A 23,206-nucleotide genomic window follows, 5' to 3' on the forward strand; every position below is an offset into this window, starting at 1 on the left:
CCCAGGCCGCGTTTCAGCACCGGACGGAACGTCCTCAGCCGCCCGGTACTTGAGTGGGGACGTCGAACCAACTACCGGCCAGTTTCTCGATCTGCGCGTCGGTCAACGGCCCCTGGAAGGCCCATACATCGTCGACCAGACCGGGGAAATACCCACCGAATGTGCCGTCCTTCTTGGCCCTGCCGACCTGGAGTGCGCCAGGGGCCTGGAACGAGAGCGCGTTCTCCGCCCACGGCACCAGGTCCGCGCACCCCGCATCGTCCGACGCGCCATCACTGTCCGCGTCGGAACAGGCAACCTCTTCGAGATTCCCGTTCACGTAGAGCCGCAGTTGCTTGGTGAACCCGTCATAGACCACGGCCAAGTGGTTCCAGTCACGGACGTCGTTGAAGTTTCCGTTGTCCGCTTCCGCGACGACCGCCGTGTCGGCGTCCTGGTCCGGAAGGCTCAGTCGCCATCGGCCAAGCCCCTCGCGATCCGAGGCATCGGGCACGTACCGCACCGCGAATGCGCTGGTCCGACGGCCATCGGCACTTACCAGAGCGCGTTCGCCAGAGGGAGTCGACGAAGCCTGGGCCCAGGCTGTCACCGTGAAACTGCCGGACGTGTCCACCGGCATCCGGGCCGTGGCAGCGTAGCCGTCGACACCGTTCAGTTCGACGCCACCCAGATCCACGAATCCGTATCCGGGCTTTGCCCCGCCCTGGAGCGTCATCGTGTTGCCCTGTGCGGAATCGTCCGGAGTCGTCGCCGGAGTTGTTTCCGTGACGTCCTCGAACTTCCACCGCCCCTTGACCACAGGCCGCTGCTTGAAGAGCTGCTGTACCTCGTCGGCGGATACGGGGCGGTCGAAGAGCTTCACGTCGTCGATCTGGCCGGGGAAGAAGGAACCGGGCCGGCCTTCGTACGATCCGGCGCCGATCTGGACCGGACCGCCCGCGTACCAGGTCTGGGAGACAGCCGCCTTACCCGCCTCGACACCATTGACGTACAGGGTCAGCTGGTTGGCGACCGTGTCGTGCACACCCACCAGATGCGTCCACTCGCCGCCGTACGCGGTTTTACCCTCGGCCTGCATGGCACGGATGGCGCTGGAATCGGTGGTGTCGGAAACGAACTGGTTGAACACCCACCGGTCATACGCGCTGGAGTAATACAGCTCGAACCCGGACTTGTGCTCCCCTGCCTGGGTCGCGATGATCGCGGCATGGTCTGGCTTCGTCTTCGGCAGCTTCGCCCACGCCGACACCGTGAAACTCCGCCGGTTGTTGACGTGCGGGGCCGCGGCAGTGGCGTAGTCGTCCGTTCCGTCCAAAGTGAGCGACATGCCGTCCACACCGGGCCGGCCCGCGATTGCCCCGCCCTTGAAAACTGCGGGGTGGACATCGGCGTGGCCGGTGATCTGGGTGGCGTCGGCGGGCTCGTCCAGCGGGAAGACCGCGCGGGCCGGGCGGCCGGTCCCGATGGCCTGCTTGTTGTGGAGGCGCGTCACCTCCGTCGCCGTGAGCGGCTTGTCGTAGATCCGTAGATCGTCGATCGTCCCCGGGAAGAAGGAACCGGGCTTCCCGCTGTACGAGCCGGCGCCGATCTGCAACCCACGCCGCGCGTCCCACGGAGTGGTGTACGGCGTCGTGCCGACCAACTGGCCCTGGACGTAGAGCTTCAGCTCACCATCCGTCTGGCTGTACGTGCCGACCAGGTGCGTCCACTCCCCGGCCTTCGCCCCGCCCGCTGTCGCTGACATGGCCCGCACCGCGTTGGAATCCGGGGTGTCGGACACGTACTGATTGAACACCCAGCGGTCATAGGACTTCGAGTAGTAGAGCTCGAAGCCGGGGCTGTAGTTGCCCGGCTGCGCCGCGATGATCGCCGCCGTATCGGGCACCTTCGACAGCTTCACCCAGGCCGCGGCTGAGAAGCCGCTCTCGGTAGCCACGGTGGGAATGTCCGTCCGGGCGTAGTCGTCTGCACCGTCGAACGACACCGCCGTCCCGATCTGACCCGGGACGCCCGGAGTGGCGCCGCCGTGCAGGTCCGCTACGCGGAGGCCGGCTGTGCCCTGTGCTTGGGTGGCACCGGCCGGATCATCCAGCGTCCAGGCCGCACGCTCGGGCTGTCCGGCCTTGACCCGGTACTGGTACGTACGGATCTCACTGCCATTGCCCGCGGCGTCAAATGCCTGGGCGGTGACGAAATTCAGCCCCGGCTCGGACGGAAGCACCTGCATCGTCTTCACCGCACCGCTTGTCGTGGTCACGGTGTTCTTCGACGTCGGATCACCGTTGACGCCGTACCAGTACTTGGTCACATCGCTATCGGACGCCTTCAGCTCGAACGTGCCGTACTTACCGACTCCGTCCAGCCATGGATCCTCCGGATTCTCCGGATCGGATTCCGGATACTCCCCGGACATGACCGCCGGGGCCTTCGGGACACTCGTGTCGTGGACGAAGTAACAGCCCGTCGGATCCCCCGCCGTCGACCACGGTGAGTACTGTCCTCCGTCGTACGACCGCGCGTACCAAGCCACCTGTTTGTTCTTCGGGATCGAAGTCGGCAGGCTGACGGAGTAACTCGAACCGGACTTCTTGTAGGAGGTCAGGGACGGGCTCCAGCGGGCGACCATCCCCTTGCCGTCTCCGGTGTCCCACGACGCCTGGAACTGCACCGCGACGTTGTCACCATCGGGGTCCGTGATGTTGTTCGCGTAGACCTTGCCCAGCGTCCGCACCCGCGCCGCGCTCTCCGGCTTCTTGCACGTACCGCCGTACTCCATGGTCAGCTGTGACATCTTGATCTGTGGCGGCGGCCGGTTGTACTTCACCCGTAGGTATGCCTTGTCCGAGAACCTCTTCCAGCCCGACCCGTCCGACTCGTTCGCCGCCTGCAGCCCGAACGTCATCGTCGGCCACTTGCCGTTCGCGGCCTCCTGCACCGCCGCCTTCACATCGAACTCCGCGTCCTTCGCCGCGCAGCCGCTGTAGCCGTACGCGAACGACTTCGACGCCAGCTGCTTGATCCAGAACCCGGACGCGTTCTGTGAGGTCCACGTCGTCGACGACGAGATGTCCTTCGTCCGCCACAACTCCACGCTTCGCGCTTCACACGACGCCGACCACGTGTTCCGCACCACGAACTCAGCACTCAGGATCGACTTCCCGGCAAACGTCGCCGTCGGAATCCGGTAGAAGAGCCGCTTGGTGTCATTGGGCTGGCAGTACGCCCAGTTGCAGAAGCCCAGGCCCGCGTCCGAGTCCGCGTTGAACTTCCATTGCGGCGACGATGCCCAGTACTTCGACGCCATCGTCCACGCCGTCGCCCGAGGCGAATACCACTGCGGATCGATGAAGACCGGATACACGGTATCCACGCCGGACAGCACATCCATGTCCGGCTTCAACACCAACGCTTCGCCGCCAGCCGGAATTTCCACCTCGACAGGAACCAACTTGCCCGACTCACCCGCCCCCGGCTCGCCGGCGTCGTCAGCGCCCTCGGCGCCGGCTGGGGCCGACCGCAGCCGGGCAGAAGTCGCGCCGTTGTCGGACGAGGCGCTGGAGTCCCACATCATCGGCTTGGGCGCCTCGAACACCGCGCCGTTCGCCCCCTGATCGACCGCCTCCAGACCGCCCTCCGCGGTCTCCCGTACATCCACGCCCTCGGCGGCGAGACTCAGACGCAGCGCGGCCAGCTTTCCGCTCGCCGCCGCCTCCGCCGTCTTCACCACGAGGAGCTGCGTGAAACCGTCCTCCTGGGCCCCCATCCTCAGGTCGACACCCGGCAGCACCTCACGGTAGGTAGCCGTCGCAGCGTCCAACTCGGGGACCGGAAGCGCCCCGGGCCACGACAGCGCGACCTCACGCCCCGCGTTCTCCAACCGCACCAGTGGCCCATCCCCGCCCCCGGAGAACGTGAGCCCCACCGTGGTCACCTTCGGAGCGACCGCCCCGTCCGGCAACGCGGCCAGGTCCGTGTCAATCGGCTTCCACTCGCCCGACACCCGGGCACGCACGGGCCGCAGATACTCCCGCGCCTCCAACGTCCCGTCGGGATTGGCGAAAACATCACTGCGCTCCCCACGCAGCGAACCCACCTCAACCGACTTGCCGGAACGTTTCGCCTCGGCCAGAGCCTCATCCGTAGTCGCCCGGCTCGGGTCTTCGTCAACAGACTGGGCGGGACTCGCCGTACGTACCGACGTCTGCGCAACGGCAGGAGCAGCCATCGCTGGTACAAGGCCCGCTGGCAGCACGACCGCAAGCCCGCACACCAACAGCGCTACCGGTGTCCGAACGCCCCGACGCCGCTCGCGCACTGCCACGCGGACAGCACGCATCCCCCGCACCTTGCCCATCAATCCCCGCCCCGACCTTCACAGAAACCAAACAACTTCGCAGAGTTAAAGGGCTATCGCACAGCGTTGTCAATAGTGATCAATTCCATGAAGAGAGCGCGGCGACAACGACGCCCCGGTTCGGATCGCGCGCGGGGTCAGTGGCGCAGGGCCCACTTCTGGACCGACTCCAGCGGGCCCGTCCGGAAGCGCCGCAGCCACAGTGTGGAGCCCGCCATCAGCACGGCGCACACCAGCGCCCACAGTCCCATCATCCACCACGGCCGCCACGATTCGTCGAGCCGGTGCGCGAGGCCGAGGCCGATGCCGTACGAGACGAACACGCACAGCACGTTCTGCAGGACGTAGCCGGAGAGCGCGGTCCTGCCGACGGCGGTGAGGCCGTTCAGCAGGGGGCCCGGACGCCGTACCCGTTCCACCAGCGCACCGGTCAGTCCGAGATAGCCGAGCGCCATCAGCGGACCCGCGACATACCGGTCCAGGAAGAAGAGGTCCGGGCCCGCCTGCGAGAGCGCGACGCTGAGCGGGAGCCCGAGGCCCAGGCCCCATGCGAGGAGGCGTGCGCGGAGGCGGCGCCCCGTGGCGTCGGAGCCGAACGCGCCCGCGCGGAAGAGCCGTACGCCCAGCAGGAACAGGAAGACGAGCAGGCAGAACGACAGCAGCGGCTCCATACGGAAGTCCAGCGCGTTGTCCAGCCGGAACCTGACCTGTTCGAGGTAGCCGCCGTGCGCGTACAGGTCCACCACCTCGGGCGGCACGGACTGGCCGCCCTGTGTCCCGCCCTGCGAGCCCTCCGCCAGGAGACCCGCCGTCAGCAGCCCGATGAGGGCCAGATGCAGCCCCGCCGCCCACCACATCACCCGGTGCCGCGCCTTCGGCGTACGGGTCAGCAGCCAGGCCACGAGCAGCGCGGTGACCGCGTACCCCATCAGGACGTCCCAGGCGAAGACGAGGAGGAAGTGCACCGTCCCCTCGGCGAACAGGAACAGGGCCCGCCACCGGTACCGGCCCGGCCAGGGGTCACCGCGTCGCTCCGCCGCGCTGTACTGGATGGCCAGGCCCACACCGAACAGGATCGTCAGCAACGACAGGAACTTGCCGTTGGCCAGCAGTCGCATCGTGCTCTCGGCCGCCGCCGGGACGGAGTCGAAGGACATCTCGCCCTGTCCGCCGCTGAGGACGGCCCATTCCGCGCCGGGGCTCGTGAAGATCCAGACGTTGGTCATCAGCGTGCCGAGGATCGCGACCCCTCGCATCACATCGAGCAGCGGGAGACGGGCGGGCCGGCCGGGCGTCGTGGCCGCGGAGGTCAGGGTCTCGGTCATGGGTTCATCGTCCCGGCGCGGCCGGCCGGTCACGTCATGACCGCAGACGAACAGCCGCTACATCGAAAGATGTACGAGGCCCGCGCGCGGTGCCGTCAGCCCTCGCGCGGGCCGGTGCACGCCTGGACGAGCACGTCCTCCCCGTCCGCCCAGGAACGCCCTTCCGGCGGACGACGCTACGTCGGGCTCGCGCTCGTCCAGGGCTTCTCCGCCAGGTCCCCCAGGAGGGCCCAGGTGCGGCGTCGGTCGGCCTCCCCCGCGATGTCCGTTCCCGCGAACACCACCTCCGTCGCGCCGGCGTCCCGGTAGCGCTGTACCTCGGCGGCGACCGTCGCCTCGTCGCCGATCACGGCCACATCGGCGGCCCGTTCACCGCCGGACAGCTCGATGACCCGCGCGTAGGACGGGATCTGCTCGTAGAACGCGAGTTGTTCCGTGGCCTTCGCGCGTACGGCGTCGACGTCGTCGGTGACCACGCCGTACACGAGGGCCACGATCCGGGGAGCGGGCCGGCCGGCGGCCTCCGCGGCCGCGGTGACGGCCGGGACGATATGCTCCGCCAGCGCGCGTGGCCCCGCGAGATAGGGCAGGATCCCGTCCGCCAGTTCACCGCTGGCACGCAGCGCCTGCGGCCCCATCGCCGCCACGAGCAGCGGCACACCGGCCTCGGCGCCCGGCACCCGTGCGGGCAACGGCGTGTTCGCGGTGAGCAGTTCGCCACGGAATTCGGCGGTGCCGGTTTCCGTCAACTGCCGCAGAGCGGTGAGGAATTCACGGAGCCGCGCGACGGGCCGCTCGAACGGGATGCCGAAAGCCCCCTCGGCCACGAGTTTGCTGCCGAGCGCCAGTCCGAGGTGATAGCGGCCGTGCGTGGCCGCCTGCGCGGTCAGGGCCTGGCTGGAGACGGTCAGCGGGTGGCGTCCGAAGACGGGGATCGCGGACGTGCCCACCTGTAGCCCGGGGACCTCACGTCCGACGATCGCCGCGAGCTGAGGTGAATCGGCGCCCAGGGTCTGGCCGAACCACGCGGACCGCAGCCCCGCTGTCGCGGCCTCCTGAGCCAGCCGCACGGTGGCGTCGATCTGATTGTCGGGACCGGTCGCGTTGAGTGCTACTCCCACAGTCATGTCCGTGCGAACCAGCGGCAATCGACACGCATTCCGGGTGGCGCGTGACGGCTTCCTTTCAGCTGTGTGAATGCGGTAGCGGGTTCTTCGAGCCTGTCCCCCATCGCGCGCGGCTTGTCCGGGTCCTCGGCGACGTCGGGCGGCACCAGGGACATGACGCCCTTGGCGTGCCCGCCGTCGCCGAGCCGGGCGACCACATGGCCGGCGCGGTCCTCACGTCCCGGCCGCCTCGTGCCGATCGGCCCCAGCAGGTTCAGCGGTTCCCGCTGGATCTCCCGCGTGAAGAGCCCTCTCGCCGGTACCTGTCACCCGTCACCCTGCCCGCCAGGACGTGCCGCTCGCGCCTGCGCCTCACACGAACGGCACGGTGAGGCAGGCGAGGCGAGCCCCCGCCGTGCCCGCCTCACCCGGGTCCGTCATGGTGCCGTGGTCGTGGATCACCACGGACCGCGCCTCGCCCCGCCGGAAGCGCCAGTCGTGCGCGGACTCGGCGACGCCCCGGCCTCGGGTGTCGCTGATGAAGTCCAGCCAGATCTCGTTGGCCGCGTTCGCGTAGGCGGGGTCGGTGGAGGGCTGGTGCGGATCCTTGACGTGCTGGTAGTGCGGCCCCGCGTCCTCGGGGACGCGGCCGCAGGGCTTGGTGTGCACATGCGCCCCGTACACGCGGTTCGGGAGCAGGCCGGACACGGCGATTTCGATCCCGGTGCCCCTGGCACCGGTGCGCTCGACCACGGTGATGTGCGCGCCCACGGGCACCTTCGTCACGTCATACGTCACCGCGTCCGGCGGGAAGTACGGGGACGGCGGCAGGAATCGGCCCTCTGCCCGCACCCCGGGGGAGCCGTCCCGCGCCGCTGCCACCGTGAGCGGCGTCGCGAGCAGCGCGGTGGCGGCGAGAACGGCTGAAACCGAAGCCTTGGAACGGAACGTCACGAGCGGCCTCCTTCGACGGGTCTGATCACCATGTCAACGGAGAAGGGCGGGCCGAGGATGTGCGGGAACCCGAATGGATTGCGGCCGACCGCCGACTGCCGCGGTGCGCGACGCGTACGTTTTCCCGCGTCGCCGCCTGCCCGTCGCCCCCAGCATCACCGCACGCCGTCGCCGCACGCCATCGCCCCGTACGCCGTCGCCGTCCACCGCCTCCGCACGCCGCCGCCGGCCGCCCGCGCCGACGCGGCGGCGGGACATCCGCTGATCGGCGGTGTGTGACCGCTCAGCCGCCGTCGGCGGGCGTGCGATCGGCGAAGACGCCGTGCAGCATGCCGGTCGCCTGCCCCACCTCCACCAGATAGCCGTCGGGATCGCGCAGATAGCAGCGGAGTTCGGCCTTGCGGTCGAGCGGTTCGGTCAGGAACTGCGCACCCTTGGCGGTGGCCTGCTCGTAGAACGCGGCCAGATCGGCCACCCGCACATTGAGGAACGACGACACGGGGTCGCCGGGCTCGGGCGCGGTGAGGACGACCTCGGGCTTGTCCGGGGTCGGCCCGCCACCGGGGTTCATGATGATCCAGCCATTGGCGATCTTCACGATGCCCGGATTCTCCGCGAGGACCACCTCGCCGCCGAGGATGTCCGCGTAGAAGCGGCTGGAGACATGAACGTCCCGCACGGTCAGGAAGTGTGTCAGCACCAGCCCCTGCGCGGGGGCCGGCAGATCCTCTCGCTTCGCCATCGTCGTCGCCCACTTCTGTCGGCCCGCGGGGAGTCGGGGCAGTCGTCTCCACCCTGCTGGCACCGGGGTACGCGGGCAACTCGGCGTCCGGGCGCCGGGGGCGGGTCCGAGCCTCCCCGCCGCCCGCGTCGCAGGAACCGCCGACGGCGGCGACTCGGACCGGCCATCGGGCTGAACACCCCTGCCTCAGGCCGCCATTGACATGATCGAGCACTTGTCCAATCATCATCCAGACAGTTACGCCAGTGATGCCAGTGACATGAGCGATGCGAGTGATTGAAGGCACATGCTGATCAAACTGGTGAACAGCAGGGCGCCGCGGGCGGACGGATGAGACGCCCCGGTTCCGCGCCCGGTCGGCCGTCTCGTCCCGGTTGATACGCGCGGGTTGATACGTACGGATGTACGGGCTGGCATGTACAGGTCGACCTGCACCGCGTCGATACGTACGGAGAGCGATCGCCCGCGCTCGTCGGCCACCTCCCCGGGCGATGGCGCCCCACCGCGAGGCGCCTCACCCCATCGAGCCCACCGCGATCGAGCCCAGCGCGATGGCGCCTCTCCGCGATCCCACCTCCGCAATGAGCCTCCCCTACGGGAAAGGGCCGGTCTTGTCGGCGATACGTACCTCCTCCACCACGGCCACGACCACCACCACGACGCGGCAGCGCGCGGTACCGGCGCGGAACGCCGACGCCGATGCGCCCCACCCGGAGAAGGGCACGCCTCCGGAGAAGGAGACGCCTCCGGCGCTGTCGCCGGCGCAGGAGCGGTTGTGGGCGCTCGCCCAGCTGGACGGCGCGAACGCGGCGTACAACGAACCGGTGGCCTTCGCGCTGCGGGGTCCGCTGGACCGCGCGGTGCTGGTCCGCGCGCTGGACGCGCTGGTCGCCCGGCACGAGGCGCTGCGGACCCGGTTCGTCCCCGTGGCGGGCGAGGCGTACCGGCGGATCGATCCGCCGGACACCGGCTTCACGCTCGTGGTCGAGGACCTGACCGGACAGCCGGACGCCGACGCGCGGCTCGCCGCCCGGCAACGCGAGGAATGCACCACCCCGTTCGATCTGAGCGGGGGCCCGCCGGCCCGCGGCCGGCTGCTGGTGCTGGACGCGCACCACCATGTGCTGCTCATCACGGTGCATCACATCGTGTTCGACGGCTGGTCCAGAAACATCATGCTGCGTGAACTGGGCGTGCTCCACACCGCGTTCCTGCGCGGCGAGGATCCCGCGCTGCCGCCGCTGACCTGGCAGTACTCCGACTACGCCGACCAGCAGCGGCAGTGGTTGGCCGGCGACGAGCCCGCCGAGCAGACCGCGTACTGGGCGCAGACCCTGGCCGACGCCCCGCCGCTGCTCGAACTGCCCACCGACCGGCCGCGCCCCGCCGAGCAGGACTATCGCGGCGCCCGGGTGCGGATCTCGCTCGACGACGATCTCACCACGGCTCTCAAGGCGCTCGCCCAGCGGCACGGCACCACGCTGTACTCGACCCTGCTGACCGGCTGGTCCGTACTGCTGTCGCGTCTGACGGGACAGTCCGACATCGTTGTCGGCGCCCCCACGGCGAACCGCAGGCGCGGTGATGTCGCCGGACTGATGGGCTTCTTCGTCAACACCCTCGCACTGCGGGTCGATCTGTCGGGATCTCCGACGGGGGCCGACATGCTGGGGCGGGTGCGCGGCACCCTCCGGGGCGCCCTGGACCATGCCGACCTGCCCTTCGAGCGCGTGGTGGAACTCGTCAATCCGCCGCGCAGCGCCGCCCACACCCCGCTGTTCCAGACCATGTTCGCCTGGGTTCCCTCGCTGAGGGGCCTGCTCGATCTGGCGGACGTCGAGGCCGAGCCGCTCGATATCCCGTACGCGCCGGCCAAGTTCGATCTGGTGCTCGCGCTGGCCGAGGAGGACGGCCGGATCGTCGGCGAGCTGGACTACGCCAGTGCCCTGTTCGACCACGAGACGGTCGAGCGGTACGCACGCTATCTGCGGCGGGTGCTGGCGCAGCTGGCCGAGGAGGCCGGCCGGGAGGTCGCGGACGTCGCCCTCATGGACGCGCGGGAGTGCCGGGAGCTGCTGGCGAACTGGAGCACCGCCGAGGAGACCGGGGCTCCCCCGGCCCCGTGGCCCGGCGGTCTGGTCGAGCGCTTCGGGACCCAGGTGCGCACCCGCCCCACCGGGGCCGCCCTCGTCCACGCGGGCGAACGGCTCGACTACGCCACGCTGGAGCGGCGCGTCAACCGGCTGGCCCACGCCCTGATCAGCCGTGGCGCGGGACCGGGCCGGGTGGTGGGCCTGCACGCGGGGCGGTCGACGGAGCTGGTGGTGGGGGTCCTCGGGATCCTCACGGCGGGCGCCGCCTATCTGCCGCTCGATCCGGGCCAGCCCGCCGAGCGTCTCGCCGCCATGGTCGAGGACGCCGCACCCGTACTCGTACTGAGCGACGTCCCCGACGCGCCGCGCGCGGACTGGTGCTCCCTGACCGCCGTCGAGGCCGAGGGGCGGCGCGACGACGCTCCCGGGATCGTGGTCCGCCCCTCGGATCCCGCCTATGTCATCTACACCTCCGGCTCCACCGGCCGCCCCAAGGGTGTGGTGGTGACGCACGCCTCCGTCACCCAGCTGTTCGACCAGTGGCTGGCCCGGTTCGGCGGCGTGCCCGGCGAGGCGGCGTCGGCCTGGTCGAGCATCGGCTTCGACGCGTCGGTGCACGAGATCCTCCTGCCGCTCACCACCGGCGCCACCCTGCATCTGGTCCCGGACGAGCTGCGCGGCGACCCGGAGGCGCTGATGGGCTGGATGCGGGACCACCACGTCGCGACCGCGTTCCTGCCGCCGTCCTACGTCACGTGGATCGACGAGGCCCCCGAGGCGCGGCTGAAGGGACTGGCGCTGCGCCAGCTGCTGACCGGGGTGGAGTCTCTTCCCGAGAGAGCGCTGTACCGCATGGGGCAGGTGCTGCCCGGCCTGCGGATCTGCTACGGGTACGGGCCGACCGAGGCCACGCTCTACACCACCGCCTACACCGATCCGCGTCCGCTGGACCGGCCCTGCCCGATCGGCCGGCCGCTCCCCCGCACGCGTCTCTATCTGCTGGACGAGCGGCTGAGGCCGGTGCCGCCCGGGGTGGCGGGCGAGGTCTGCGTCGCCGGTGCGAGCCTGGCCGGCGGCTATGTGCGCCGTCCGGATCTGACGGCCGAACGGTTCGTCCCCGACCCCTTCGTGCCCGGAGAGCGCATGTACCGCACGGGCGATCTGGCCCGCTGGCTGCCGGACGGCAACGCCGTGTACGTGGGCCGCCTCGACGACCAGATCAAGCTGCGGGGTTTCCGTATCGAACCGGGCGAGGTGGAGGCGGCGCTGCGGGAACTGCCCGGGGTACGGGAGGCGGCCGTGCTCGCCGACCGTGACGCCCCCGGCGGGCCGCGTCTGGTGGCGGGCGTCGGCCGGGGTGACGGGGCGGCCCGGCCCCCGTACGAGTGGCGCGCGGCGCTCGCCGCGCGGCTGCCGGACTACATGATCCCGACGGTCTTCGTCGAACTCCCGCGCCTGCCGCTGAACCGGAGTGGCAAACTGGACCGTACGGCGCTGCTGGAGCGTTCGCGGTCCGCGCTGCCCGCCCAGGTGAACACGGCCGCGCCGCGCGATCATGTCGAGATGGCGCTCCACCGGATCTGGACGCGGCTGCTGCTCCATCCCGCCGTCGGCGTCACCGACAACTTCTTCGCACTGGGCGGCACGTCGATCTCCGCCATCAAGGTGGCCCATGCCGTCCAGGAGGAGTTCGGCGAGACCCTGCCGATCCGCGACCTGATGCTGCACCCGACCATCGAGGCGCTGGCCGAGCGGCTGCGGAAGGGGGCGGCGCCGGCGCGGCCGGGCGACAACCTGATCGAGTTCCGCGCGGGCGACGGGAAGCAGCGGGTGGTGTGTGTCCATCCGGCGGGCGGGACCGCCTTCTGTTATCTGCCGCTGGCCGCCGCGCTGCCCGGGTCGGTGGGCGTGCAGGGCGTCCAGTCCCCCGGCCTCAACGCGGGTGAGATACCACTGCCCACGGTCGAGGCCATGGCGGAGGAGTATCTGAGGCTGGTCGATGCGCGGCCCGATGAGTCGCTGGTCCTGTGCGGACTCTCCTACGGCGGACTGATCGCCCATGAGATGGGACAACGGCTGGCGTCGGCCGGACACACCCGGCTGAGCGTGGTCCTGCTCGACACGCACGGCACGGAGGACGCGGCGGAACGCGCGGCGATCGCGCCGGTGGACGCGTCCGAGTTCCGGGAGAAACTGGTCAGGTTCAACGGAATGTATCCGGGTATCGAGGACGACCAGATCGACCGGTACTTCCGTATCTACAACCACAACCGGATGACCGCCCGTGACTACCTGGCACCGGCGTCGGCGGCCCGGCTCGTTCTCGTACAGGCCACGGCGGACGGCGAGGACGGGGCGGAGGTGCGCGCGTTCTGGCAACGGCGGGCCGACGGGGGCCTGTTGGCCGAGCCGGTGGAGTGCGGTCACTGGGACATGCTGGAGAGCGACGAGCTGCCGCGGGTGGCCGAGCTGATCGAGGCCGAGCTGGCCCGGATGTCCACCGCATCCGCCCCACCGGGCGACGGGTATCCCCGTGTGGGGCGCCAGGCCGGTCCGTCCGCGGCGCTGGAGGTCTGATGCGATCCGGAGCGGACCTCTCCAGAACGGGTTCTCCCGCCTCGCCGGGCGCCGGTGGTGTGGCGCGAGGGGTGTACGAGCAGGCTCTGCGTACCCCGGGGGCTGTCGCACTGGTTGACGGCGACCGGCGGCTCGACTACACCGAACTCGACGCCACCGGCGCGGCGGTGACCGGGGCGCTGCGCCGCGCCGGTGTCCGTCCCGGGCAGGCCGTGGCCGTGGCGCTGCCGCGCTCCTGGCAGCTGGTCTGCGCCATGCTCGGCATCCTGCGGCTCGGCGCCCTGGTCGTACCGCTCGACGCCCAGAGCCCGCCGGAGCGCCACCGCCATATCCTGACGGACTCGGCCAGTGTGGCGGTGATCCACGACGGGACGGCCGCCCCGGAGGCCCTGCCGGACTCCGTACAGGCGCTGCCGGTGGCCGGTCTCCTCGCGGCGGGCCATCGTGAACAGACCGCGTCCGAACCGCCGTTCACCGGCGCGCCGGTCTCCTTCCTGTTCTACACCTCGGGAACGACGGGCCGTCCCAAGGGAGTCGAGGTGCGGGACGCCGGTGTCCTGCGCCTCGCCCGGTCCGGATACATCCGGCAGGCGGAGGGCGCGCGCTTCGCCTGTCTGTCCAATCCGGCGTTCGACGCGCTGAGTTTCGAGGTCTGGGTGCCGCTGCTGACCGGCGGCTGCTGTGTGATCCTCGGCGACGCGGCCGTCCAGACACCGCACGAGCTGGCGGCGGCGCTGCTGCGCGAACGTGTCGACACGGCGTTCGTGACGACGGCGCTGTTCAACGCGGTGGTCGACACCGCGCCCGACTGCTTCGCCGGGGCCGGGCAGGTCCTGGTGGGCGGCGAACAGCTCAACGCCCGTCTGATACGCCGCTGGTACCGCCACAACGCGGCGAGCGCCACCCAGCTCTACAACGTCTACGGGCCGACGGAGTCGACCACGTTCGCCCTGTGCCATCCCGTCCCGCGCGACTTCGACGGGGACCGGGTGCCGATCGGGCGGGCCCTGCCGGGAACGGACACGCTGCTGGTGGTCCCCGGCACCACCCGTACGGCCGCGCCCGGTGAGACGGCCGAACTCCTGCTGGCCGGCAAGGGGCTCGCGGCCGGCTACCGCAACCTGCCCGAGGAGACGGAGCGGCGTTTCGTCCCGCTCCCCCGGCACGGCGACGGCCGCACCACACTCCACTACCGCACCGGCGACCTCGTACGCGCCGACGCGGACGGCCTCGTCGAGTATCTCGGGCGCGCCGACCGTCAGGTGAAGGTCCGGGGCTTCCGTGTCGAACCCGGCGAGCTGGAACGGCGGATCGTCGCGCATCCCGCCGTACGCCAGGCGTACGTCTGCACCCGTCGCGACGGAGAGGACGGGCCCAACGAACTGCTGGCCTATGTGGTGCTGGGCGGCGCGTCGTCCGGGGAGTTGTCCTTCGAGGAGTTCGACCGGCATCTCGCGGCCGGGCTGCCGGCATATATGCGCCCGCACCACATCCATGTCGTGGCCGCGCTCCCCCGTAACGCCAACGGCAAGGTCGACCAGGCCGCGCTGGAGCGCGCCGGCCATCGCCCCTGGCGGAGTCCGCACGGCGAGGAGCCTGCCGCCACCGCTTGGCAGCGCGAGGTGCTGGGTGTGGCCGCCGAGGTTCTGAGGGTGCCGCGACCGCGCCTCGGCGACCGCTGGATCGCCGTCGGCGGCGACTCGCTCAAGGCCCTGCGGCTGCGTTTCGAGGTGCGGCGGCGCTGGGGCTGCGAGCTGTCCCAGGCGGCCGTCCTCGACGGGAACCTCGCCGGGATCGCCGAGGCGATCGACCGGGCCAGGAACGCGGACGACACGCCCTATCCGGTGCCGGCCGCTCCCACGGGTGCGCGTTCGGCTCCGGCCACCAGCGAACAGCAGCGCCTGTGGCTCCTGCAACAGCGGACGCCGGGGTCCCGGGCGTACAACGTGGGCCAGGTCCTCCGGCTGGAGGGAACCGTCGACGCGGTCGCGCTGCGGCGGTCGCTGCGGAGACTGGTGGAGCGCCACCCCGCGCTGCGTACGGCTTTCGAGGCGGCGCCCGAGGGGCTGCGCCAGGTCGTGGGCGAACCGTACGACCCGTGGGTCGACCCCGATGACCTGCCGTTCGCCGACGCGGATGCCGAGCCGTGTGCCGACGCCGAGGACGAGGACGAGCCGTGGGCCGGCCCCGGTCCGGACGCGCTCCGTGAGGGACGGACGGACGGGACGGATCCGATGGATGGGACGGACGGGACGGACGGGACTGACGGTGAGGACACGGGCGGGCGGGCCTTCGCCGACCGTCTCTTCGGCCGTCCCTTCGATCTGGCCGAGCCCCGGATGCTGCGCGCGAGTTGGCTGCCCCGGGAGGGCGGCGGCCTGCTGTTGCTGCACCTGCACCACATCGCGGTCGACGGCTGGTCGCTCAATGTGCTGCTGGCGGATCTGTCGGCGGGGTACGCCGACGCCCTCCGGGGCGAGGACGCAGCGGGTGCGGTGGACCCCGTACCCTCCTCCGGCTCCGGGGCGCCCACCCCGCTCGACTATGCCGTCTGGCAGGCCGAGTGGTTCTCCAGCCCCGCCTACCTGGCCCAGCGGGCGGAACTGCGCGCCCACTACGCCGGGCTGGACGAGACGAGTGAGCCGGACGATCCGGGCGAGCAGGACAGGACGAACCGACCGGGCGGGCCGCAGGCACCGGCCGGCTCCCGGCGGTCCTCGCGCGCGCGGCTGCTGCACACCTCTCTCGACGCCGTACGCCGCGCCTCCGTGGACCGGCTCTGCGGTGAACTGGGCCTGACACGTTTCCAGTTGCTGCTCGGAGTCTTCGCGTCGAGTCTGTACGGGGTGACCGGCAGCACCCGTCCGCGCGTCGCCGGTCCCGTGGCCAACCGGCCGGTGCGGGAGTTCGAGACCAGTGTCGGCATGTTCGCCAACACCGTCCTGCTGCCGCTGGCCGTCGCGCCACGCGAGGAACTGCGCAGCCAGCTGCGGCGCCTGGGCACCGCCGCTCGGGAGGTGCTCGACCGGCAGGACGTGGCGCTGGCCGACGTACTGGCCGATCGCGAGACGGGCGCCGGTGGGGCGCCGCCCTTCGACTTCCTCTTCGTTCTGGAGAACACCGACTTCGGCACACCGGCCCTGCCGGGCTGCTCCTCCAGGCCCCTGTGGTGGGCACCGGCCGAGGCCAAGTGCCCGATGACGCTCTCCGTCGTCGAGCGGGCGGACGGTCTCGACTGCCTGTGGGAGTACGCCGACGACCGCTTCGAGGCCGCCGAAGTGGCGGCGATGGCCGGCCTGTTCGGGCGCGCTCTGGATCTGCTCGCCGACGGGGCGACCGCGACCCCGGCCGAGCTGGCGGCTCCGTACCGCCGCGCGCTGCCCGAGCCCGGCCGCGCCGAGCCCGTGTCCCTGATCTGCACGACGGTGGCGGAGGGGTTCGCGCGGCAGGTCGCGCGTACGCCCGACGCGCCGGCCCTGAGGAGCGGTGACAGCAGCGTCAGCAGCACCGAGGGCGACGGCGTGGTCAGCTACGCCGAACTCGACGCCTACGCGGCCGCGCTCGCCGCCGAGTTGCGGGCGGACCACCCGCTGCCTGAGGAGAGTGACCGGCCCTGCCACGTCGCGCTGTTCCTCGAACCCTCGGTCGAGCACGTGGTGGCCCTCCTGGCGCTGGCCCGGCTCAACCTGACCATCGTGCCGCTCGACCCGTCCTATCCGCCGGCGCTGCTGCGGCGGATCCTGGAACAGGTGGAGCCGCTCTGCGTGCTGCTCCCGCCCGGCGGTGACGCGGCCTTCGACGCCGTCGATCCGGGAGGCACCGTACGGCACCTGGTCATTCTGTCGACCTCCGGCGGGCCGACCGAACCGGCGGCCTGTCCCGCGCACGACGGTGCTCGTCCGCTCTACACACTGTTCACCTCGGGCTCCACGGGCACCCCGAAGGGCGTGCGGGTGCCGGACCGTACGCTGAGCAACCTGTTGCAGTGGCAGGCGGAGTCGGGCGGTCTGGCGGCGCCCGCCGCCACCCAGCAGTTCTCCATGCTCTCCTTCGACGTGTCCTTCCAGGAGATCTTCGGCACTCTGTGGACCGGCGGATGTCTGCATCTGGTGCGCCCCGGCTGGCGGCAGGACGCCCCCGCCCTCCTCGACCAGCTGGAATCGGCCGGTGTGGAGCGCGTCTTCATGCCCTACGTGGCGCTTCAGCTTCTCGCCGAGCACGCCGTACACCTGGGCCGGTATCCCTCGCGGCTGCGGGAGGTGGTGACGGCGGGCGAGCAGCTGGTGTGCACCGACGCGATCCGCCGCTGGTTCGCGGGCATGCCGGGCGCGCGGCTGTTCAATCACTACGGCCCGACAGAGACGCATGTGGTGAGCGCCCTGTGCCTCGACGGCGACCCGGCGCGCTGGCCGGACCGCCCGGCCATCGGCCGGCCGGTGGCGGGCGCGGTGCTGCGGGTGGTGGACGAGGCGGGCGAGCCCCTGCCGCCGGGCCGCACCGGCGACCTGCTCATCGGCGGAACGATGGCGGCCCGCTGCTATCTCGGCGACACGGCGCTCAACGAGGCGCGATTCGTGGAGCTGCCCGGTCTCGGCCTCTTCTACCGCAGTGGTGACCGGGCGAGCTTCGACCGGGAGGGCCTGCTGCACTACCGGGGCCGGGACGACGATCAGATCAAGCTGAGCGGACACCGGCTGGAGCTGGGAGAGGTCGAGGCGGCGCTGCTGCGGCACCCGGAGATCGTCCAGGCCGTGGTGGTACATGACGGCGACGAGCTGGTGGCCTGTGTCCAGCGCCGCGACCGTACGCCGGGCTGGGAAGCGGGCCGGGAAGAGGATCGGGACGCGGGCCGGGCCGCGGGACAGGACGCGGGACAGGAACCGGTCCGGGCGCCGGGACACGTATCAGGCAGCACTTCGGCACATGCACCGGGCAGCGCACCGGGACAGGCACCGGGCAGCACACCGGGACAGCCGCTCACCGCCCGGACTCTCACGGCCCATCTGGCACCACTGCTCCCGCCCCATGTACGGGTCGGCCGCTTCCGGCTGCTGGGCGCCCTGCCGCGTACCCCCAGCGGCAAGCTGGACCGCCGCGGCGTCCTGCGCGCTCCGGGCGAGGAGCTGCGCCCTGGTCCCGAGGCGGCGGCCGGCCTCGCGGACGTTCCGGCGACCCCGCTCTCGCCACGAGAGGCCCGGCTCGCCGAGGCGTTCGAGGCGGTGACCGGCTCGGCCATCGGCCCCGACCAGACTTTCTTCGACGCCGGAGCATCGAGCCTGGGACTGATGCGCTTCCACTTGCGCTGCACCACTGAACTGGGCCTTCGCTTCACCGTCGCCGACCTGTTCGAGCACGTCACGCTCCGCGCGCTGGCGCGCTTCCTCGACGGACGGGCGGCCACGGCGGAGCGGGATCCGAGCCGCACCGGCGTGGCCGTCACGGCAGCCGCCGGCTCGGCCGCCTCTGTGTCCGCCATCGCGGATGTCACCACCGAGGCCGCCCCTGTGTCCTCCGGCGCGGCCGACGAACCGATCGCCGTCATCGGCATGGCGGTACGGCTGCCCGGCGCGCCGGACCTGTCCGCCTTCTGGGACATGGTGAAGGCGGGCGGCAGCGGGATCGAGCACTTCGACGCACCCGACGGCATCGTCGGGGCGCGCAGCCAGATGGACGGTCTGCTGGCCTTCGACCCGGACCACTTCGGCATCAGCCGGCAGGAGGCCAGGCTGATGGACCCCCAGCAGCGGCATCTGCTGATGAGCTGTGCCGACGCGCTGGCACACGCCGGAATCGCCGACCCCTCCGCCCGGCGCGTCGGACTGATCGCCGGTGCCGGTGAGAACACCTACTTCCAGGCCATGCTGCGCGAGGCCGACCCCGGACAGCTGCCCGACGGCTTTCAGCTGGCCCTGCACCACGAGAAGGACTACCTCGCGACGAAGGCCGCGTACCACCTGGGCCTGACGGGACCCGCCTTCACCGCCCAGGCGGCGTGCGCCAGTTCACTGGTCGCCGTCCACCTCGCCGCAGGGCTGCTGCGCCAGGGCGACGCCGATGTGATGCTGGCCGGCGGGGTGCTGGTCGACACGGAGCTGACCGACGGGTACCGCTACCGGCCGCAGCACATCTTCTCCGTGGACGGACACTGCCGGGCCTTCAGCGATGACGCGAGCGGCACCATCGGCGCCAGCGGTGTCGGTGTGGTGGTGCTCAAGCCTCTGCGGCTGGCCCGGCGCGACGGGGACACCGTGTACGCGGTGATCACCGGCTCGGCCATCAACAACGACGGTTCCGACAAGCTGAGTTACAGCGCCCCCTCGCTCTCCGGTCAGCGCGAGGTGATCCGCGCGGCCCTGCGCCGCGCCGGCCGCGGCGGGGCCGACCTGGGCTATGTCGAGGCGCATGGCACCGGCACCCGGCTGGGCGACCCGGTCGAGGTCGGCGCTCTGCGGCAGGCGTTCGACCTGGCGGAGTCCGGTCGCTGCGCCCTGACCTCGGTCAAGAGCCAGATAGGTCATCTGGGCGCCGCGGCGGGCGTGGTCGGGCTGGTGCGTGCCACCCTCGCCGTGCATCACGGCCTCATCCCGCCGCACGCCGATTTCCACGCCCTCAGTCCGCAGATCGGTCCCGATCCGACGCCGTTCTACATCCCGACCGAGGCGCGGGCCTGGCCCGCCGGACGGGACCGGGTGGCGGCGGTCAGCAGCTTCGGGATCGGCGGCACCAACGCCCATGTGCTCCTCGAAGCGGACGAGCGGGGTGACGCGCTCGCGCCGGACGCGCTCACGCCGGACGCGACGGAACCGTGCCTGGTGCTGTCGAGCAGCAGCGAGGCCGGTCTCCGCAGGGACGCCGCCCGTATCGCCGACTATCTGACGGCCCGTCCCGAGACGTACCGGCAGGTACTGCGCCATGTGCAGGCGGGCCGGCCGGCGCGGCGGCTGCGGATCGCGGCGGTCTGCCCGGACGCGTCGACCGCGGTGGAGTGGCTCCGTACGGCGGTCCCGGGAGTGGGACAGGTACCGCTATCAGTACCGGCCCCGGTCGCCGTCGCCATCGCCGTCGCCGGAGAAGAAGAATCGGCAGGGGAATCGCTCGCGGCGGCGGGCCGGTCGGCGGAGGAGCTGGCCGAGGCCTGGCGGGCCGGCCGGCGGATCGACTGGCCGGCCGGTCCCGCGCAGGCGCCGTGGGACTTCCCGCCGCCCGCGTTCGAGCTGGCGGAGTACGACTTCACGCGCACCACGCGCCCGGCGCGCCCGGTCGATACGGCGGGCGGCGAGCGACCGTCACGGCTTCCGGAGGCCGACTGGCTGCACCAACCCCACTGGGTACGGCTGCGCAGGGCCGCTCCCAGGACCGCGTCGCGTACCTCCCGTCTGCTGGTAGTGCTGACGGACCGTCCGACGCCGCCCGAAACGGTCCGCGCCTTCGCGGCGGTCTATACCCGAGTGGTACGGGTCAGCCCGGCCGACGCCTTCGCCCGGCGGGGCGAGGATGTCTTCGAGGTCGACCCGTCCGACCACATATCGCTGGCCCGGCTGCTCGACGCGCTGGCGGAGGCGGGCCGGGACGGCATCGACTGGCTGCACGCGCTGCCGCTGGCCGTCGAGGGTCCGGTCGGGTCCGACACGCTGGCGCACGCCCACCGGGCGTGTCTCGACACGCCGGCCGCGCTGGTGCGGGCGGTGGCCGCCGCGCCCGGGGCACCGAGGGTGCGGCCGTGGTGGCTGTCGTACCGCGCCAGGCCGGTCGACGGTTCCGTATCGCGCCCGGAACTGAACCTGCTGGCCGGTGCCGTCGAGGTGGCACCGCAGGAGGGTCAGATCGACGGCCACTGGCTCGATCTGCCCAGCGCGGATCTGGCCGGCTGGGCTCCACGACTGGCCGCCTTGCTGGCCGGGACGGACGCCGAGGCCGGTCCCGAGGTCCGGCTGCCGCGACAGCTCGCACTGCGCCAGGGCTTCTGGTGGGAGCAGATCACGCTTCCGGTGTCCCCGGCCGGAATCGCCCCCATGGCGCTGCTCGAAGGGGAGACCGACGAGAACGAGGACGGCAAGGGGAGCGAGGACAGTAAGGGGAGCGAGGAGAGCGTCCATCTGATTCTGGGCGGCACGGGCGGCCTCGGCACCGCCCTCGCCGCCTGGCTCCTTGAACGGACCGAGGGCCGGGTGCTGTTGCTGGCCAGAACGTCCCGGCTTCCGGCGGAGCTGACGCCCTGGTCCGACCGGGTCGAGCTGATCGAGGCGGACCTCGCCGCGACCGCGCTTTCGGCTCCCTCGGCGCCCTCGGCACCCTCGGCACTTGAGGAGATCCTGTCGCGGATCGGCCGACGGACGGCGCGCCTCAGCAGCGTGATCCACGCGGCCGGCGTGGCGGCCGGCGGGCTGCTCGTACGGCGGGACGCCACCGCGATGCGGCAGGCGACGGCGGCCAAGGTACAAGGCGCGCTGCTGATGGAGCGGTTGATCGAGCGTTACCTGCCGGAGGTCGCGGTCTACTGTTCGTCGATGTCGGCTCTGCTCGGCGGTGTCGGCCAGTTCGACTACGCCGCCGCCAACGCGCTCCTCGACGGCTTCGCCCACCACCGGTCGGGCGACGCCGAGACCACCGCGCGGATCACCGTCAACTGGGATGTGTGGCGCGAGACCGGGATGGCGCTGCGGGCGCCCCTGTCCGACGCCCGCCACCAGGCGCATCTGTCGGTCGGCCTGACGGTGGACGAGGGAAAGCGGCTGTTCGCGCGAGCCGTCGGACTGCGGCTGCCGCAGCTGCTCGTCTCCACGACCGGTCTGGACGAGTCACGCGTCTTCTACGCCGCGTCAGCGCCATCAGTGCCATCCGTGCCGTTCGCGGCCGCGTCATCGACAACCGATCCCGTTCCGGCACCTGTCAGGGATTCCGACGGCGGCGAGGGCGCGCGCGAGGGCAGGCGCGGTGCCACGGGCACGGCGGCCGGTCTCCTCGCCGAGCGGTTGTCCGAGTGGGTGGGCGTCGACCAGCTCGACCCGGACGTACCGCTCTACGACCTGGGCGCGGATTCGCTGACGATGCTGGATCTGATCAGCGAGGTCAAACGGCACTTCGGGGTCGAACTCGAACTGTCGTGGCTCAGCCACCGGGTCTCGCTCAACGAGATCCTGACGCGACTCGACTCGACGACTCCCGAGGGGACCGCGGCCGGAGCCGCCGACGAGGACGTGGCGCTGGAGGTCTGGCAGGAGGGCACCGGACGCGAGGTGCTCTGTCTGGTGCACCCCGTCGGCGGTGACATCCAGGCGTACCGGTCGCTGGTGTCCGCCCTCGGCCCCCGGCTGACGGTCTGCCTCATCGCCGACCCGGCGCTGCGGCGGCCCGTACCGCCGGACTGGACCCTGGCGGAACGCGCCCGGCGGTACCGCGCCGCGCTGCTCGCCCGCTTCCCCGAGGCGGCGTGGCGCCTGCGGCTGGCCGGGTGGTCCTTCGGTGCGTGGGTGGCGGCGGAGATGGCCGCGGAAGCGGAGGCGGCCGGCCGTCCCGTGGAGACGCTCCATCTGCTCGACCCGCCGCCGCCAGGTGCCGGAACACTGTTCCAGGAGTACGACGAGACACAGCTCGAAGCGGTGTTCGCGGCCGAACTCCGACACAGCGGGGACGAGTCGGGCACGTCGGCCGGTGACCACGCACGGGCCTATGCGGAGCGGCTCGCCCACTGCTGCCGGGCCAATCTGCGCAGCATGGCCGGCCACCGGGTGCGACGGCTCGCCGTCACTCCCAGCGGTCTGTGGCTGGCCGAGCGGCCGGTGGCGGGCATGCCCTCGCTCGGCTCCCCGGATGAACAGCGGGCGCTGTGGCGGCCGTACCTCCCGGAGTCCACCGCCTGGCACCGGCTCGACACCACCCACTACGGCATCGTCCGACCGCCGTACGTGGAGGCGGTGGCCGAGTCGATCGACGCGGGCGTGCACGAGGCGCCCGAGCACCGCTGACCGCGCCCGCGTGGAGTGCGGACGTCTCATCCTGTCCGACTGATGGCCCGCGGGCTTTGGGCGCGTTGGTGATCCAAACCCGTTTTCCCA

General features: G+C 71.4%; 7 protein-coding genes. 2 read left to right on the top strand and 5 right to left on the bottom strand.

What is annotated here, in order from left to right; translation table 11 throughout:
* Positions 1-34: 34 nt before the first annotated feature.
* The 5 genes from ACIOGX_RS23260 to ACIOGX_RS23280 form a co-directional block, all read right to left on the bottom strand.
* Positions 35-4,336 carry a LamG-like jellyroll fold domain-containing protein gene (locus tag ACIOGX_RS23260; RefSeq protein WP_401915802.1) on the bottom strand — a complete coding sequence of 1,434 codons (4,302 nt, stop codon included), beginning with the start codon at positions 4,334-4,336 and terminating at the stop codon, positions 35-37.
* A gap of 155 nt (positions 4,337-4,491) precedes the next feature.
* Positions 4,492-5,679 (bottom strand): DUF418 domain-containing protein, encoded by a 1,188-nt coding sequence (locus tag ACIOGX_RS23265; protein ID WP_401915804.1) that lies wholly within the window; start codon positions 5,677-5,679, stop codon positions 4,492-4,494.
* Positions 5,680-5,855: 176 nt separating this feature from the next.
* Positions 5,856-6,806, bottom strand: coding sequence for an LLM class F420-dependent oxidoreductase (locus ACIOGX_RS23270; protein ID WP_401915807.1), 951 nt, complete (start codon positions 6,804-6,806; stop codon positions 5,856-5,858).
* A gap of 351 nt (positions 6,807-7,157) precedes the next feature.
* Positions 7,158-7,739 carry a superoxide dismutase family protein gene (locus ACIOGX_RS23275; protein ID WP_401915809.1) on the bottom strand — a complete coding sequence of 194 codons (582 nt, stop codon included), beginning with the start codon at positions 7,737-7,739 and terminating at the stop codon, positions 7,158-7,160.
* Positions 7,740-8,022: 283 nt separating this feature from the next.
* Complete coding sequence (locus tag ACIOGX_RS23280) at positions 8,023-8,481, bottom strand: VOC family protein (protein WP_356508177.1); 459 nt, start codon at positions 8,479-8,481, stop codon at positions 8,023-8,025.
* 611 nt (positions 8,482-9,092) lie between these two features.
* On the opposite strand from ACIOGX_RS23280, the gene ACIOGX_RS23285 reads away from it, so the two are divergent.
* Entirely contained in the window at positions 9,093-13,151 is a 4,059-nt protein-coding gene (locus ACIOGX_RS23285; protein ID WP_401915812.1) for an amino acid adenylation domain-containing protein, read from the top strand.
* Positions 13,151-23,116, top strand: a complete 9,966-nt coding sequence (locus ACIOGX_RS23290; protein ID WP_401915815.1) for an amino acid adenylation domain-containing protein — start codon at positions 13,151-13,153, stop codon at positions 23,114-23,116. Before ACIOGX_RS23285 ends, ACIOGX_RS23290 begins: the two co-directional genes overlap by 1 nt.
* Positions 23,117-23,206 lie beyond the last annotated feature (90 nt).

Origin of the sequence: Streptomyces sp. NPDC088147 (genome assembly GCF_044741565.1) — a bacterium.
GTDB lineage: Bacteria > Actinomycetota > Actinomycetes > Streptomycetales > Streptomycetaceae > Streptomyces.